The sequence below is a fragment of the Alkalicoccus luteus genome (assembly GCF_052061695.1).
GTDB lineage: Bacteria > Bacillota > Bacilli > Bacillales > Salisediminibacteriaceae > Alkalicoccus > Alkalicoccus luteus.
This window is the reverse complement of sequence record NZ_JBPZEY010000003.1, coordinates 132406-147089: the sequence shown is the minus strand read 5'-3', so window position 1 is coordinate 147089 and position 14684 is coordinate 132406. Positions and strand designations below refer to the sequence as shown.

Below are 14684 nucleotides of genomic sequence, written 5' to 3'. Positions count from 1 at the left end.
GCTTTTTTTACCTTTTATACGGAATTGTAGGAAGAATTGGCATCCCTGTTCAACATCGAAACGTCGCATAGGGAAGGTTCAATCTGTATGGAAGCCGATCGTGCAGGCCTAACCACACATATGAACCGTACTGCCAGCTGCCGACGTCGAAGGATCTCGACTCCAGGAGGATCGGAACGAGGCGAAGATCCAGCGCTTCGGACAGCAGGAGGGAGCGGTTAGCTGAGCCCGTTCCCTCAGGAAAGCGAGTGTCCGCAGATGCAGGCAGGTGCAACGTTATTCACTTAAAATGACTTTATCCACACTTTGAAACACGCTGCTTCCAATGTGGAAGCAGCGTGTTTTCCTTAAATACCAAGCGTATTCAGAATCGTTGCAAGTCCGCTGAGCGCCAGCATTTGTATAAAGCGGAAAGCAATCAGGGCGAAAATGACGCTGATGTCAATCATGCCAAGTGGCGGAATGATTTTTCGGAACACTTCCACGTACGGATTAACGATCTTATGCACGAATTCCCCTACAACATTCTCTCCGAGCGCCGGTACCCAGGACATAATAACGTAATAGAAAATAGCGATATAATAGGCAGTAAACGCATATTGGAAAATATCATAGATGGTTTGACCTATTCCCATGGTGTTCATCCTCTCATCTGTTTTTCTTTCTTCCTCAGAAAGGAAGGTTTCTCCCCACTCCTATGGTATCAGAACATCGCTTAAAATGCTTCCGCAGCATTCGAAATATCAATGAACTTTTTTCGTTATGAACCAGCACAGAAGGCCCGACACAAGCACGTAGAGAAAAAACTAAAAACTACTTTACAAATCCTTCCTGTTATCGTAAGATCTTCTGTACATGCTGAGAACGGACCAACAGGCGGCCCCCATTTCTACAGAGAGCTTTCCATTTGCTGAGAGGAAAGAAAACAGGACCGTTGAATCAACTCCGGGAGCAGCGCACAGGATTCTAAAAGGGATGATTGTGCGCCGGCAGCCGCCGTTATCAGGCTACGGTATAACCGGGAGAAAACCGGCGTACTGGATAAGGTTTTTCAGGCAACTGAAAAATAAAATTGAGGTGGCACCGCGGAGAAGATCCGCCCTCTGTTCCGTAAAGGAAGGGAGGGCTTTTTATGTCTGTTCAAGCAAAGCTATTAACCGTAACAAGTCTTTCAGCAGTTGGAAGCTGGACCTCGTTTATTGCCGTTAATCTGTATGTACTGATGGAAACATCCTCCGCCTTTGCGGTCGCACTGCTGTATATTGTCCGGCCGATTGCGGGCATGGCGGCGAGTCTGCCGGCAGGAGCTCTGGCGGACAGGATGCCGTCGCGTAGCCTGCTTGCCAAATTAGATATGTTTCAGGTTGTCGCTCTAATCCTGCTTTTTGCAGGTATTATGCAGGGGGCTGAACTGTATGTGATTTATCTGCTCGTCTTTCTCTCCAGTGCGATTCAGGCCGCGTATGATCCGGTTGGCGCTTCTGCCGTGGTGCGTTATGTGCCGGTCTCAGGACTTCAGCGTTATCATGCGATTCGTGCGGTTTTTGATTCAGGTGCCTTTGTGATTGGGCCCGCGGCTGCAGGAGTGTTTGCCGCAGCGGGATGGACCGAAGGAGCGATTCTCGCACACTGTCTTCTTATGGCCGTCTCTTTTCTGCTGACATGCCTCTTGCCGGCTGGAAATGTTCCCGGTGCTGCTGAAAGAACGCAATCGTCTGCAAAAGCCAGAGCACTTAGGTTCACAGTGGTCATCAGTCTTTTTTATACGCTGTTTATCGTGATGCAGACAGTGACCGATTCGCTCGAAGCTGCTTTTTCTATTGCCGTTATTGGGTTAAGTGAAGCAGAGTACGGCGTTCTCGTCGGCTCTGCGGGGATCGGTCTCTTAGCCGGGTCCGTCTGCAATAAAATCTGGGGTATCCGGCTCACGCCGCTTCAGCAGTTTTTAAGCGGTGCGCTTGGTGTATCAGCAGGATATCTCCTGTATGCCGTTCCGGCGGACCCAGCGTCGTCATTGGCTGGATTCATCGTCATCGGTTTTTTTACAGCTCCTGCAGGCTCCGGTTATCACGCCTTTTACCAAGCTCGCATCGATGCGGCCTGGACAGGTCGTTTCCGTGCAAAGTGGAAGGCGGTTGAGTCAATATCCGCGCTCACATTAACTGCTGCAGCTGGACTTTCAGCTGATTTGTGGTCGATGCATGCAGCTGTACTGCTGCCAGTGGCTCTGATGGTCCTCTTTATGATGGCAGCGTGCGCCTTTACGTATTTGTGCAAAGATACCGATCAGGATAGCCGCCCACTATCAAAACAGTCTTCCGCATAAAAAAGCCGCCACAATTGGGCGGCTTCGTACATAACGGTTACGCGGTCCTGACAAACCGGGAATACGCATAGGAGGCGGATGCTGCAACCAGGTAAACTCCTGTGACCAGTGCTGCAATCGAAACGAGTGCAAGCGGAAACGTCGTAAATGAGTAAATCACAACGTCAACTGCATACACCTCATTGCAGGCAGCGGTATCCGGTGTAATCACAAAATGATTCCTGCAGTCCGGCATGACAGCCAGCTGATTTGCAAAGAAAAAGCTGAAGAATGCTGTCGGCAGAAACAGCAGAAAAGCAGAGAGAAATAGTGGGAAGCTCCGCAGGAAAAACATAGCAGCACCTCATTTCATTAAAGTAGGTTCTACTATCTTCATTCCCCAAGCCTTTCCAAAAAAACATGCAAGTTTACTGAAAATAGAAAAAAAGCAGAGGCAGGGATAATTGAATTTAAAACGGCAGCAAAATGCGGACCAGTACGGCGAACGAAACTAGTGCCAGCACCGTGAGCAGCCATCCGAAAAAGGAGGCGCGGTCCCGCTTCAGTTTCGTGTACGCATACAGTCCGCTAAATAAGAAGAGAATAAAAAAGTAGACGCTGTCCGGTAAGTAAAACGGTGTCAGCATGCTGAGCAGCACAAGTATAATCATGATTCCTGCCAGTATCGTTACGATTCGATCCAGTGTCATCACCTGCTTTACTGATCTGAGTTGAGTCCCTGTTTCCGATCATATCACAACGTTGAAGCCAGGTGTTTCTGATAATTAAAAAATGATAGTATATGGAATTGGAGGTGGGTAGATGGAATGGATTAACGCGCTTTATCAGCTGGCCGCTTTTTTGGTAGTAGCATTGCTCCTGATCGTGCCCGTGGTTGCGCTCATTCAGCTGGTTACATGGCGAAAGAAATCTGCCGCTCAGCTGGATCGCATCGAACAGGAGCTGGCACAAATAAAAAAAAGTGGAAAAAAGTGATCCAAATGGAAAACGCCTTCGTTTACTTAAGCAGGGAAGCTTGCTTCTCAACTTTTAAACAGGAGGCGTTATAAAATGAAAAAAGGATTACTTATGTCGACAGCCGCATTGTTTGCTTTTGGTGCTGCAGCAGGTTCAGCATCGGCTGCGCACGAGGGACGCACGTTTACAGCAGATTTGACACCTGAAGCAGAGACGATGGAGGTTGACAGCAATGCGGAAGGATCGGCTGTAGTCAATGTCAGTGAAGACGGGGAATCACTTGACTTCAGCCTGAGCGCTTATGAGCTGGAAGGTGCAGTCGCAGGGCACTTGCACAGCGGACCTGAAGGAGAAGACGGTCCGGTGGAATTATTCCTGTTTGAAAATGACGAGGCAATGGATTACGATGGAGAGATCGCTTCCGGAACGCTTACTGAGGATGATCTTGTCGGTGACTTGTCGTGGGAAGAGTTTTCGATGGCGCTTGTAGCAGGAGATATTTACGTGAACGTGCATACCGAAGCATTTCCGGATGGTGAAATTCGCGGACAGCTGATGGATGAGGAAGAAGGAGATATGATGGCTGATACTGCAGGCTCCGGCCCTCTTTATGCCATGATCGGTCTCCTGACCGCTGCAGCTGGCGGCGGCCTGATGCTCAGCCGTCGTAAAAAAGCAGAAGCGTAATGACAGACAGCTCCGGCTATTTCAGCCGGAGCTTTTTTTATTTCTTCTGATGCAGAAGCAGCGAAAACGTGCGAAAATAGGAGGAGAATGAGGGGAGAGTATGAACCGATTTTCACCTGAAGGAGGAACGTAAGATGGGAACCATTCTGCTTCTGTTTGTTGTTTATATGCTGCTGAGCTTCGTCGTTATCTATCCATTCATCCTGCTCAGGAAGCGCTGGTATCTTTTTATTCCAAGCTTTATGGCTGTCATTGCCGCCTCCATTTTTTACATCACGGGCCGAACGAGACGGCTGGCATTGGAAGCGGACCGGGAAGCGGCGAGCTCTGTCGCAGATGCTGCTCCTCTCAGCAACGTCTACATGGTGACAGAGGAAATGTATGCGCTGCTTATCCTGCCTTTTATCGTCACGACTGCTGTAGCGGCAGGGCTCATTCTGGTGTTCAGTAAACGACGGCCTCCAGAAGCACCGCCGGAAAAGCACCCGCAGTTTTAAGGAGCAGGAAGCATGCCAATCAGCGTTACCGCGGACACGAATCCGATCACGGCCAGGGTAAGCCAGGCTAAATCCCGCATAAGCTGTGAGCGGGACCATTTCGTATAGCAGAACAGGCCCGCTGCTGCTGTGGCAAGCGTAAGCAGGACACGCTCATGCTGAATGGCACTGCCCGCCTGTTCCAGAATCAGCGTGAGGACGAAAGCGGCTGAAAGCCACGTGCCAAGGATCCAAAGCAGTCGCACGTAAACCACCGCCTTTACTATTTGCTGAACGCATCATACCATATTCAACTAATTTGCGCCCGGAGCGGACCTGTCTGCCTCCGGGTTTCGTCTGTATACATAAAGAAACATTAGGGGGAAAAGCGATGACAGATGAGGAACTGGTCCAGCGGATTTTGCAGGGGGAACAGGATGCGCTGGAGAACCTGCATAAACGACATGCCGATGGATTATATCGATACATATATGCAAAAACAACTAACCGCATGGACGCAGAGGAGTTGCTCCAGGACGTCTTTTTCAAAGCAGCGAAGCACTTGCCGTCGTTTCAGGGAAAAGCATCGTGCGGTACCGACAGAAGCGCAAGTGCTGGAAGCGGCCTACGGGTTTGCTGACAGTCCGGAGGAAACAGTCGTTCAGCAAAGCACTGTTGCTGACATCGCCGAGCTGATAAACGGACTGCCAGCAGACTATCAGGAAGTCCTGCATCTGCGGCTGATGGAAGATTTTTCAACGAGAGAGACTGCTGCGGTCATGGGAAAGTCAATGCTATCTGTGAAAGCACTATACAGGCGAGCAAAAAAGAAGCTTGCAGCAGAGCTAAAAGAAGGAGGAGAAGCGCATGGATCATAAACTGCGACAGGCAATGAAAGAGCGCCAGCCAGACCTTCGTGATGAAGCAAAAAAGCAAAGTCTGCAGGCATTTAAAGCAGGTACCGTAGAAGCGGAAGCCACTGCCAAACCGTCCCGTTTTCTTACCGGTGCGGTCTTCACAGGAGCGTTTGCCGCTGTAAGCATAACGGCTGTATTACTGCTTCCGGTCATCGACCTTCAGCCCGCTCCCGTTGATACGAATGACGAGCAGGAAATGCCCGTACCGGATGAAAATTCAGAAACAAAGGATGATGATCAGGAGCCATTGCCGTATGATGGACCGCCGGTGGATCTATCCTTAATTGGAGAAAATGACGCGATGCTCGGGAGCATATTTAATCGCGGGATTGATCGAAGAGATACGGAAAGCTATTCAGTAGACATGGAGGGAGGGAATGATCTTTTATTCTCCCTGCCAGACGAAGCGCCTTTTCAGGTCGAGAAGGCAGGACCGCTTACCAAGCTTACGCATGAAGTAGACGGCGGCAATCTGGAATTACTCGTGAATCATCCCGACGCGGATCAAGCGGAAGCAGAAGAGCAGAAGCTTGAGATGCTCTCCTTTCGCTATTCCGAGTCAACTTCCTATACCCTGTCTCAAGTGCTAAGACAGCTTCATGATGAAGACATTCGCTCGCCTCATGCAGGGATTATCCCGATTGACGAGGAAGAGGCATCGTTCTACAGCTTCATCAGCGAAACAGACAATCAATTTATCGATATTGTGCAGGCTGAGCTCTATGGACATGACATTTTTCTTAAAGCCGTGTATGACTTAGATCAGCCGGAGTTGAGGAAATATACGTGGTACACCCTCATGTTTTTTGGATTTAGTGAGGAAGGATTCGTGATTCCAGGATCAGAAGGAGCAGTTCATCCTGATATAGACAGGCCTGAATCGGTGGACATGGCTAGGCGGTCAGGTGCATCCGACTATCAGGATCAGACTTTTCGTTTAATGGCCAGTGAAGAACTTGGTCTTTCCATTTATATTCCGGAAGATGCTGAGTATGAATTGCTCTCGCATGAATGGATGAAGGAAAAGAGAATCACGGTACCTGCTCAATCCGAGTACAGCTTCCTGTCGCTGATAAAGCTGAACGAGAATTTTCCTGAAAGCGATCCCTCTGCCATTCTGGAAGAAACGTTTCCAGTAGAAGAAGAACATCGTGAAGCGTTGGAAGTGGATGATGGAAAACGTTTCTCTTATTACAGTGAAGCTTCAGAAGGGAACTATCACGCATTCTTTTTACTGCACGAATTGGACGGAGAAAGATATATGACGCTGTCATATTCTGACTACGAAGATTATAATGGAGGAACTTTTTTCAGTCTTGCCGAAATAATTACAGATCAGGCAAAATTAATTTCCGAGCAGGAGTGATGAAATGAAGCAACAGAAGATTAGCTACGAAGTAAATGGAACTATAAACCCGGAAGACATGGCGGACGTGTTCCGCTCTTCCGGCATTCGCCGCCCGGTAAACGATTTAGAAAGAATGGGGAGGATGCTGGAAGAAGCACAGCTTACGGTAAGCGCAAGAGTCGGGGGAGAATTGGTGGGGATTGCGAGGTGCTTAACCGATTTTTCCTATGCCTGCTACTTGTCTGACCTCGCCGTGAAGAAGGAGCATCAAAGCAGTGGAATAGGGAAAGAACTGATCGAACATGTCAAACAAGCCATTGGTCCCCAAACCGCATTGATCCTCTTATCCGCTCCCGAAGCCATGGACTATTACCCAAAAGCAGGATTTGAGAAGGTAGAAAACGGATTTATTGTGAAGAGGGAATTCTAGAATTAGGGCTTGATATTAAATCTTTCATTCAATTGCCAAGTTTAAAATAAAAACCCTCTCCAATATACAAATTAGAGAGGGTAGTGATATTTATATTACCAATCTGGGTGTGCTGCAGTTGGAGAGAAGTCGTTGTTAGTTTGATTAAGTTCAACTGCAGAAGCAGGCATAGCGGTGAATAGTAGAGCAAACGAAAATGCTACTCCTAAAAGAATCTTTTGTCCTTTTTTCATTATACACTCACCTCCTTAAAATAGTTCAATTTCTGAATATAAATCGATTGCTTTTTTATAAAACTGGCTGCTCGCTTTGTACTTGAATAGCTTCTCATATGCTTCGCCAATCTGCAAACAAGCTTCTGTCATAAGTTTAGAATTCGGCTTTTTATCCAAAAATGGAAATACAATTTCTTCAATGTACTGCACAGAAGATTCAGGATTATTACCGATTTTTCTTCGCAGCATTTCCATTTGAAGTTTAATTTCAGATAAAGGTTCATCAAGCCTTTCGCGGTCACTATCGATAACTTCTTTAGCTTTTTCAATATTATTGGTTTTAATATATTCTTTAGCCATAAAAAACAAAGTATTGAAATATTTATCCGAGTGCTCAACTTGATATTTCAAACTTTTTTCATAATATTGAATTGCTAAATTGGAGTCCCCCTTATGAGAGTAAAGATATCCTTTGTTATGGTACGTCATACTAAGTAAACTATCAGATTCTTTTTCTGAAGAGAGATCAAGAACTTTGTCAAAAATATCTTCGGCTTGTTTGTATTGTCTGAGACGAATATAGCAAATCCCTAACAATGAGAAAGTATCTATGACTCGTTCTTGTTCTAAGTTTTCTTGAAAGATTACCAATCCTTCTTTAGCGTAAAATAGAGCAAGTGATGAAGAGCCTAACAAGCTGTAAGAAAGCGCTATGTGATAAAAAAGAAATTCATCTTTTATATTGAGACTTTTACCAATTGCAAGCGCATGCTCCATCGTGCGAACACCTTCTACTAAATTATAATTCATAGATGCATGCAACCCAATGAAGTAGTTGAAGTAAAACTGCTGCAGTTCGCTTAGCGTTTTACTCAATTCATCCAGCCTTTTTTTCGTTTGATCAGCTGCTTTCATATCCCATTTGAATAATTCGTAGCGAAACTGAATTAATAGAAAATCAGCATTCACTGCAAGCAGGGGGTGTTCTTCTGCATATTGCGATAACGTTTCCCACTGTTTCTCAGCCGTTTTCATACGTTTGTTATTGATGCTCTTGTAAAGCTTCTGGATCGTGCGGACAGAGTCTGCCTGTACGCGCCGGAAGTAATCATAATCGACATCCAGGCGTTCCAGCAACAGCTCTACTGTTTCAGGATTAGGGTTAGTCAGCTTATTATTCTCCAGCTTGCTTAAATAAGGAATGGAACAAATACCGGATGCAAGTTCTTCCTGAGTCACCGATGTTTGAATCCGGCGTGAGGCTACCATGCGTCCAATATCCTGGTCCATATTTATGTCTATTCTCATTTTAGTATAATCCTCCCCCATACTCCATTGAGAAAATAGGTCCTTAAGCTTCGATCATACACGCTTTATTTCCTCAAAGTTGAGAAATATACCTGTGAAGACGGCATATGCTCTTCTACTATACTACGTTACTCTAAATGTTCGTTCGAGTCGACTGCTTTTCTGCCGGATTTTTCTGCCTTTTTTATAGATAATACCAGTATTTTTCTGGGATTATCAGGGATTATCACGCTATGACATTCATTTTACTGAACAAAACTCCGTATATGTTCAATTTAATGGATATTGCTGGCGTTTCATTTCCTGTTTCTCAAAAAGGTTGAAAAAGGGTGCTTTAAAAAGACCTATCTGAATGAAATCTTCCCGTGACTTTCTCAATACCGGAAACCCGCAGGATACGGTACATTTAAACATACAGACAGGCGTTTCTATTTCGCCGCAGGAGGAGGATGTATCATGATTGAAACGGTTTCCCCTATAAAGGTGACGTATTTGCAGTCCGTTCACGAAGACAGACAGGTTCATGTATGCCAGCAAGTGGTAATGCCAGTACTTGAACAGCTCGCAAGACCGGTTCACGTTATTTATCTGCTTCATCCATCCGGCTTAACGGAAGAGGAACGTGACGTGCTCAAGGCGGGCTACCCAGGCGAACAAAAAATGATTATCTTGACCTCTCCGGTTAGTCCGGATCAGATTTTAGATATGCAGACGTACGCACCGATTGTGGTTTCGGCAAAATATGCCATGTCGTTTCCGTCAGCTATGCGTGAAGCGGTAAAGAATCATCTTCCTCACGTTGAGCCGGATATTTCCTCGCTGCTTGCGGTGCGGATCAGTAATCTGAAAGAAAAGAAAAAGCGCCTCAGCCGGATTGAGCTGAACGGTGCGGATATCCGCGATAGCTTTAAACCACAGGAGATTGAAGTGCTGCAGGCGATTTTAGATGGAAGTGATACGAAGCAGATCAGCGAAGATTTGTATAAAGCGCATTCCACCGTGAATACCACGCTCAGCAAGATCTACCGAAAAATGAATGTTACCTGCCGAACGGCAGTTATAACAGAGTGCATCAAACGCGGATGGGTTCTTTCCGTCCGCTGAATATGCACAGCACGGCCTGCCCCCGGCCGTGCTTTTTTGATGTTCAATATAAATTTCTGTACATGCTTCTAATTAGCAGTTTTTTTACAGCTGAACTTACATAGAAAGTGCTGGGCGGATGCTTTCACAGAATGGTAAACTTATGTCAGGGTAAAGAGGAGGTGGGGGCGACGTGATAAAAAGGATTACAGGGGTGCTGGTGCTGCTTTTGGCTGGCTGTGCTGATGAAGCGGAGCCGCTGCCAGAGCCGGAAAATGTCCAGACTAAGCTTCCCTTTCTAAAAGAAGCTGAGAGCCCTCTCCTTGATTCGTTAAAGCCGTCCGGGTCATTCAATGAAACGGATGCAGAGAAGATCGAACGGTTTCATTCTGAAAGGCCGGAACAGCCCGATCCAGATATCAGTACATATGCTCCCGGATTTTCATCTTCTGCTATTGAAGAACTGGATGAAGACGGCCGGGAAGCGCTCATTCCGACGTTCGAGTATCTGGTGCAAATGACGCCGGATGAAATGGAAGCGGATGCTGAAGCGTTTTTGCAGGCGTTCCGTTATGGATATGCGCCATTTGATTTTTACGGAGAGGAAGTGTTTCTCGATTCCCATGATCAGCTGCTTGAATGGATTTCCGAGGCAGATGAGGAAACTCCGCGGCAGGAATTCGCGCAGGAGCTGCGGGAGAGCTATGCGTTTATAACGGATCAGCACGTGATGGTGGACGGTCGAAATCTTCAAGGGAGGCCCTACGTATTTCATTACGCGGACATGCTCGTTTATGAGGAGAACGGTCGGTACCTGACAGAGGATGGAGAGAGACTGCTTCGCATTAATGGGGAAAATCCGAGCAACTATTTGGTTCCCTCCTTAGATTCTGATGGAGAGATTGTTTATATGCCTGGCGATTATGGAGAAGAAGAGGCGAGGTGGATGTTTGAATCTACTGAGCGGACGTGGTCTGAAGAATTAAAGACCCCGTCTGATGCAGAAATTGTCAATCGGGACGGATACATCACGGAATGGCGTGAGGCAACCTGGCTAGCTCGAATTGACACGCTGTTCGTAGCAGAAAATGATCCCGTTTCCTTTGACGACAGACTGGACCGGATTATCGATTTAGACGAAGCAGAGGCCGCAGTAATCGATATCCGTTCCAATCGAGGCGGGCATACCCGCTTCGCGGTAGAGTGGGCGCAGGAGCTGCTCGGGGGCTACCTGCACAGTATCGACTCCTTTCACCTTGTCACGAATACACTCTACAGTTTAGTTGGACCGCAGCGACAGTTTTGGGCAGATCAGGGCTATGACTGGGAAGGGTTGTACCGGGCATTCGATCACTATGAGTTTCCAAGAGACCCAACCGTACATATGGACAGCGGGAGCTTTGAAAAACCAGACAGTGATACGCCGGTCTATGTGCTGATCGATGAACGTACCGGTTCCGCAGCGGAATGGATGTTGTCGGTGATGACCGATGCAGATAACGTGACGTTGGTTGGCACCCCTTCACACGGTAATTTTATGAGCGAAGCAGGAATGCAGGCGGAGCTGCCTCATTCGCGTATCCAATTTAATCTGCCGTCTTCCATGAACGTGCACCCGGCTCTGTTCGGAAGGGAAGGTATAGGAATTGAACCGGACATATGGGTGCTGCCGGGCGATGAACTTGATTTTACGCTCGCGTTGACGGATCGTCTGCACGGAACTAACGAATAAAAAGAGCGCCTGCATCGCATGCGGCGCTCGTCAACCAAATCAAGTCAGCTGGAGGATTTTTCAGATGCATAGTTTTCGAGGCGCTCTTTTCCGAGTGCTTTGCCGTGATACAGCGCACGGTCGCTTGCTCTCAGTGTTTCGTATACACTGGTCAATAAAGGAGATGCTCCGCCTGTAAAGGAAAGCGGCAGGTCAGGTGATTTACTGCGGAACTGAACGAGAAGCTTCTGAAATAAGGGCTCAACTTCTTCTTTTTCTGTATCAGGCAGGTAAATCAAAAATTCTTCACCGCCCCAGCGGGCAGCCTTTGCGCCGGCGGGCAGGCCAGAGCGGAATACGCCTGCTGCCATAATGAGAACTTTATCGCCGACATCATGACCGTACGTATCATTTATCCGCTTAAAGTCATCCATATCAAGCAGTAGCACCATGCCGTTCCGTCCCCGCTCTACCTCGTCCTCGAGCACCGCCGTCATTTTGCGGCGGTTCAGGAGGCCGGTCAGCTCATCGTGGATGGACTGATCGTGCAGCTCATCCAAAATGTCATCGTTCGTTGCTTTAAACAGGTAGAAAACGAACGTCACGATGATCAGGACCCCGAACAGATTAATAGCGCCAAGCACCCGCTGGGAGAGCTCAGGAAGCAGAGCGGTATACTCAGGCGTGATAAAATAAACGAATAAAAACTGAAGCATGATAACACTGATTAACAGCACCATCTGAGATTTTTTTAAGATAAGCAGAGCGAGAATCGGAAAAATAAACAAATAATAGAAAAAACCGACCGACCATCCGAGTAAAAAAGAACCATACAAAACGTGCAGGGACGTCTGAGAAAACATGATCAAAAACGTGGTCAGCGGACGTTTCATCATATTGAAAAAAAACATCGTCGTCAGCAGCGCCAGGCTTAGTGCGTTCAGAACAATCAAGGACGGAACGGTGTAAATAATAAATACGAATATCATAATAAAATGTGTGACCCATGCGCTGAAGATTATTTGGGTGAAATCGTGCTGGATCAGCAGCTGATGATGTTTAGGAGCTTCTTTTACAAAAGGCACAAGACCCCTCCTGACGGATAAGGAATGGAAACCAGCTGAATCATTCTTCGGTTTATATCATACTATAGAATGAATTTAGGTACAATGGGTTCAGGACTTTTATTAATTTATTGCCAGTTGAACCATAAAATTAGGCTTAAAGACTTACGTTACAGGAGGTTAAAAATGTACTGGTATGCACACGTTTTATCCCGTTACGCGGATTTCAGGGGCCGTGCCCGCCGCAAAGAGTACTGGATGTTTACGCTCATTAATATCTTAAGCATGCTCGCGCTCGTTATTGTACAGGAAGCAGCTGATATCGCGCCGCTGCTTACCGGACTGTACTCGATTGCGGTCGTGGTACCGGCTTTGGCAGTAGGAGTCAGAAGAATGCATGATACAGGAAGAAGCGGCTGGTTTGTGCTCGTCAGCTTTGTCCCGGTACTAGGCGTTTTCTTATTTGCAATCTTCGCAGCACTTGACTCAGAAGCGGGTCCAAACGATTATGGGTCAAATCCAAAGTCAGCTTAAAAGCCGGAAATGTCGCTGAAAAACGTCGTTTCGTCCGCCTCCAAAAGCTCGATTGCATGAATGTTATCCATGGAAATCCGGTAAACAGAAGATATTTTCCCATCATCGGCTGGTGTTAAATGCAGAAGAAGAAGATCGTCTTCAAGAGTTGTCTTCATTTGCACGGGGACCGGTCGATCTTTTGTGATCACATAGCCGGCTTCCTCCGTGTGGTACAAATAGATTCCAGGCTCCTGAAGCGATTGAATGTATGCATGCACCGCTTCAGGCTCCGAGCCTGCGGTCACTTCTTCAGCTTCGGCCTGCGGACTGCAGGCGGCCAGCAGGAGCAAACTTATCAGTAAACGGTTCCTCATTTGATAGCATACTCCTCTTTTTCTCTTATCATAGCACGTCTTCCCCGGTTTACCGAATCCTTTTTACAGGAAAAAGAGACATATCGTATCTAAAAAGGAGTGTGACTCATATTGCGTTATTCCCCATTCAAATCATCGTTAGCCTCATCTATAAAAGACGCTTCGATCCATTCGCTCGAAGCAACACCCGACACGGTGCACTGGGGGCACTGGGATCGATCGCTTCGCCCGTCGCTTATTGTTAAATCTGGTGACTTTGTCTATGTAGAAACTGTCACGCATCATGCGGGAGATGCCCCGGACGTGATGATGGATGACGGCATCCGGGCGATCTATGAAGCGATCCCGGAAGCAGAACGGGAGCCGGGTCCCCATTTGCTGACGGGCCCCATTTATGTAAAAGGCGCTGAACCGGGAGACATTCTGGAAGTGCAGATTCTCGATATGGAGCCGCGTAATCCATATGGCTCTAATTTATCTGCACCGTGGGGCTATCTTTTTAATGAAGTGGAAATGCATGAGCAGGAACGGGTAACCATTTACAAAATGGATGACAAAGGCCAATGGCTGACGCCGGCGTTCGGGTATCAGTATCCAGGCTCTTATAACGTCAACGGCCGTATCCTGCAGCCGAATGAAGTGACGCGGGAAGAAACGATGACGCATATGCAGGTCCCGGCCAGAATTCATATGGGCACGATGGGCACTGCTCCTGCGCAGGATGGTAAGTTCAGTACGATTCCACCTGGCCATTTTGGCGGTAACGTGGACAATTGGCGGATTGGAGCTGATACGACGATGTATTACCCGGTCTTTAATGACGGTGCACTGCTTTCTCTCGGGGATGCCCACCTAGCTCAGGGAGACAGTGAGCTGGACGGAACGGGAGTGGAAGCTTCCGTTAATGCTCTGCTCCGCGTTACGGTTCGCAAGGACTTTTCGTTTACGCAGCCAATTTTGGAGACGGACGAACACTGGATCATTCACGCGTTCCATGAAAATTTGGAAGAAGCGGCCAGACAGGTATCGCTTGCGGCCATTGATTTTCTTGAAAAATACTATAACAAAAGCAGGCGCGAAGCCTATTCGTTCCTTGCTGTGGCCGGCGATCTCCAAATTACACAAGTCGTTAACGAAAATAAAGGCATGCATATGTCGATTCCGAAAGAGGCGTTTCTTCCGGAAAAAAGTTAGTTTCCATATGCAGGAAGAATAAGCAGAAAGTCACGTGTGCAGGTTACCGGCATATGCTATTCTTATGTAAACGCATAC

General features: G+C 47.2%; 20 protein-coding genes. 12 read left to right on the top strand and 8 right to left on the bottom strand.

Translation table 11 applies throughout. From position 1 onward, the window contains the following. Positions 1-347 precede the first annotated feature (347 nt). Positions 348-635, bottom strand: coding sequence for a YggT family protein (locus ACSZLD_RS04905; RefSeq protein WP_377907920.1), 288 nt, complete (start codon positions 633-635; stop codon positions 348-350). Positions 636-1132: 497 nt separating this feature from the next. Between ACSZLD_RS04905 and ACSZLD_RS04900 the strand changes: the two genes are divergently transcribed. Next, a complete protein-coding gene (locus tag ACSZLD_RS04900) occupies positions 1133-2326 on the top strand; it encodes an MFS transporter (RefSeq protein ID WP_444684414.1) in 1194 nt (397 codons plus the stop codon). Between the two features lie 37 nt (positions 2327-2363). On the opposite strand, the gene ACSZLD_RS04895 is transcribed toward ACSZLD_RS04900, so the two are convergent. Together ACSZLD_RS04895 and ACSZLD_RS04890 are read right to left on the bottom strand one after the other, a co-directional pair. Next, entirely contained in the window at positions 2364-2660 is a 297-nt protein-coding gene (locus ACSZLD_RS04895) for a hypothetical protein (RefSeq protein WP_444684413.1), read from the bottom strand. A gap of 115 nt (positions 2661-2775) precedes the next feature. Further along, complete coding sequence (locus ACSZLD_RS04890; protein WP_377907924.1) at positions 2776-3015, bottom strand: hypothetical protein; 240 nt, start codon at positions 3013-3015, stop codon at positions 2776-2778. 112 nt (positions 3016-3127) lie between these two features. Between ACSZLD_RS04890 and ACSZLD_RS04885 the strand changes: the two genes are divergently transcribed. From ACSZLD_RS04885 to ACSZLD_RS04875, 3 genes are all read left to right on the top strand, one after another. Beyond that, positions 3128-3301: a hypothetical protein gene (locus ACSZLD_RS04885; RefSeq protein ID WP_444684412.1), complete on the top strand. Its 174-nt coding sequence runs from the start codon at positions 3128-3130 to the stop codon at positions 3299-3301. A gap of 75 nt (positions 3302-3376) precedes the next feature. Continuing rightward, positions 3377-3970: a CHRD domain-containing protein gene (locus ACSZLD_RS04880; RefSeq protein ID WP_377907926.1), complete on the top strand. Its 594-nt coding sequence runs from the start codon at positions 3377-3379 to the stop codon at positions 3968-3970. 134 nt (positions 3971-4104) lie between these two features. Then, complete coding sequence (locus ACSZLD_RS04875; protein WP_444684411.1) at positions 4105-4467, top strand: hypothetical protein; 363 nt, start codon at positions 4105-4107, stop codon at positions 4465-4467. Here ACSZLD_RS04875 and ACSZLD_RS04870 read toward each other — a convergent pair. Continuing rightward, entirely contained in the window at positions 4464-4712 is a 249-nt protein-coding gene (locus ACSZLD_RS04870; RefSeq protein WP_377907928.1) for a hypothetical protein, read from the bottom strand. The genes ACSZLD_RS04875 and ACSZLD_RS04870 overlap by 4 nt on opposite strands. A 125-nt stretch (positions 4713-4837) precedes the next feature. On the opposite strand from ACSZLD_RS04870, the gene ACSZLD_RS04865 reads away from it, so the two are divergent. Genes ACSZLD_RS04865 through ACSZLD_RS04850 form a run of 4 tightly spaced genes read left to right on the top strand, consistent with a single transcriptional unit; the run spans position 4838 to position 7141 of the window. Next, positions 4838-5086 (top strand): RNA polymerase sigma factor, encoded by a 249-nt coding sequence (locus ACSZLD_RS04865; RefSeq protein WP_444684410.1) that lies wholly within the window; start codon positions 4838-4840, stop codon positions 5084-5086. Further along, a complete protein-coding gene (locus ACSZLD_RS04860) occupies positions 5058-5324 on the top strand; it encodes an RNA polymerase sigma factor (protein WP_444684409.1) in 267 nt (88 codons plus the stop codon). Before ACSZLD_RS04865 ends, ACSZLD_RS04860 begins: the two co-directional genes overlap by 29 nt. Beyond that, positions 5314-6729, top strand: a complete 1416-nt coding sequence (locus tag ACSZLD_RS04855) for a hypothetical protein (RefSeq protein WP_444684408.1) — start codon at positions 5314-5316, stop codon at positions 6727-6729. The genes ACSZLD_RS04860 and ACSZLD_RS04855 overlap by 11 nt, the downstream gene beginning before the upstream one ends. 4 nt (positions 6730-6733) lie before the next feature. After that, a complete protein-coding gene (locus ACSZLD_RS04850; RefSeq protein ID WP_444684407.1) occupies positions 6734-7141 on the top strand; it encodes a GNAT family N-acetyltransferase in 408 nt (135 codons plus the stop codon). 95 nt (positions 7142-7236) lie between these two features. Here the strand turns inward: ACSZLD_RS04850 and ACSZLD_RS04845 are convergent, their stop codons facing one another. Together ACSZLD_RS04845 and ACSZLD_RS04840 are read right to left on the bottom strand one after the other, a co-directional pair. Further along, the gene (locus tag ACSZLD_RS04845; protein ID WP_444684406.1) at positions 7237-7374 is read right to left on the bottom strand and encodes a hypothetical protein; all 138 of its coding nucleotides are present in this window, start codon (positions 7372-7374) and stop codon (positions 7237-7239) included. 15 nt (positions 7375-7389) lie between these two features. Then, the gene (locus ACSZLD_RS04840; RefSeq protein ID WP_444684405.1) at positions 7390-8664 is read right to left on the bottom strand and encodes a tetratricopeptide repeat protein; all 1275 of its coding nucleotides are present in this window, start codon (positions 8662-8664) and stop codon (positions 7390-7392) included. A 456-nt stretch (positions 8665-9120) separates the two neighbouring features. Between ACSZLD_RS04840 and ACSZLD_RS04835 the strand changes: the two genes are divergently transcribed. Both ACSZLD_RS04835 and ACSZLD_RS04830 read left to right on the top strand, forming a co-directional pair. After that, on the top strand, positions 9121-9768 hold the full coding sequence (locus ACSZLD_RS04835) for a response regulator transcription factor (protein WP_444684404.1): 648 nt from the start codon (positions 9121-9123) through the stop codon (positions 9766-9768). A gap of 172 nt (positions 9769-9940) precedes the next feature. Next, the gene (locus ACSZLD_RS04830) at positions 9941-11479 is read left to right on the top strand and encodes a S41 family peptidase (protein ID WP_444684403.1); all 1539 of its coding nucleotides are present in this window, start codon (positions 9941-9943) and stop codon (positions 11477-11479) included. Between the two features lie 44 nt (positions 11480-11523). Here ACSZLD_RS04830 and ACSZLD_RS04825 read toward each other — a convergent pair whose 3' ends face one another. Further along, positions 11524-12543 carry a GGDEF domain-containing protein gene (locus ACSZLD_RS04825; protein ID WP_377907936.1) on the bottom strand — a complete coding sequence of 340 codons (1020 nt, stop codon included), beginning with the start codon at positions 12541-12543 and terminating at the stop codon, positions 11524-11526. 165 nt (positions 12544-12708) lie between these two features. Here ACSZLD_RS04825 and ACSZLD_RS04820 point away from each other — a divergent pair, with 165 nt between their 5' ends. Then, positions 12709-13056, top strand: coding sequence for a DUF805 domain-containing protein (locus ACSZLD_RS04820; protein WP_444684402.1), 348 nt, complete (start codon positions 12709-12711; stop codon positions 13054-13056). Here the strand turns inward: ACSZLD_RS04820 and ACSZLD_RS04815 are convergent. Then, positions 13053-13412 carry a hypothetical protein gene (locus ACSZLD_RS04815; RefSeq protein ID WP_444684401.1) on the bottom strand — a complete coding sequence of 120 codons (360 nt, stop codon included), beginning with the start codon at positions 13410-13412 and terminating at the stop codon, positions 13053-13055. The genes ACSZLD_RS04820 and ACSZLD_RS04815 overlap by 4 nt on opposite strands. A 111-nt stretch (positions 13413-13523) precedes the next feature. Here ACSZLD_RS04815 and ACSZLD_RS04810 point away from each other — a divergent pair, with 111 nt between their 5' ends. Continuing rightward, entirely contained in the window at positions 13524-14606 is a 1083-nt protein-coding gene (locus ACSZLD_RS04810) for an acetamidase/formamidase family protein (RefSeq protein ID WP_444684400.1), read from the top strand. Positions 14607-14684: the final 78 nt, after the last annotated feature.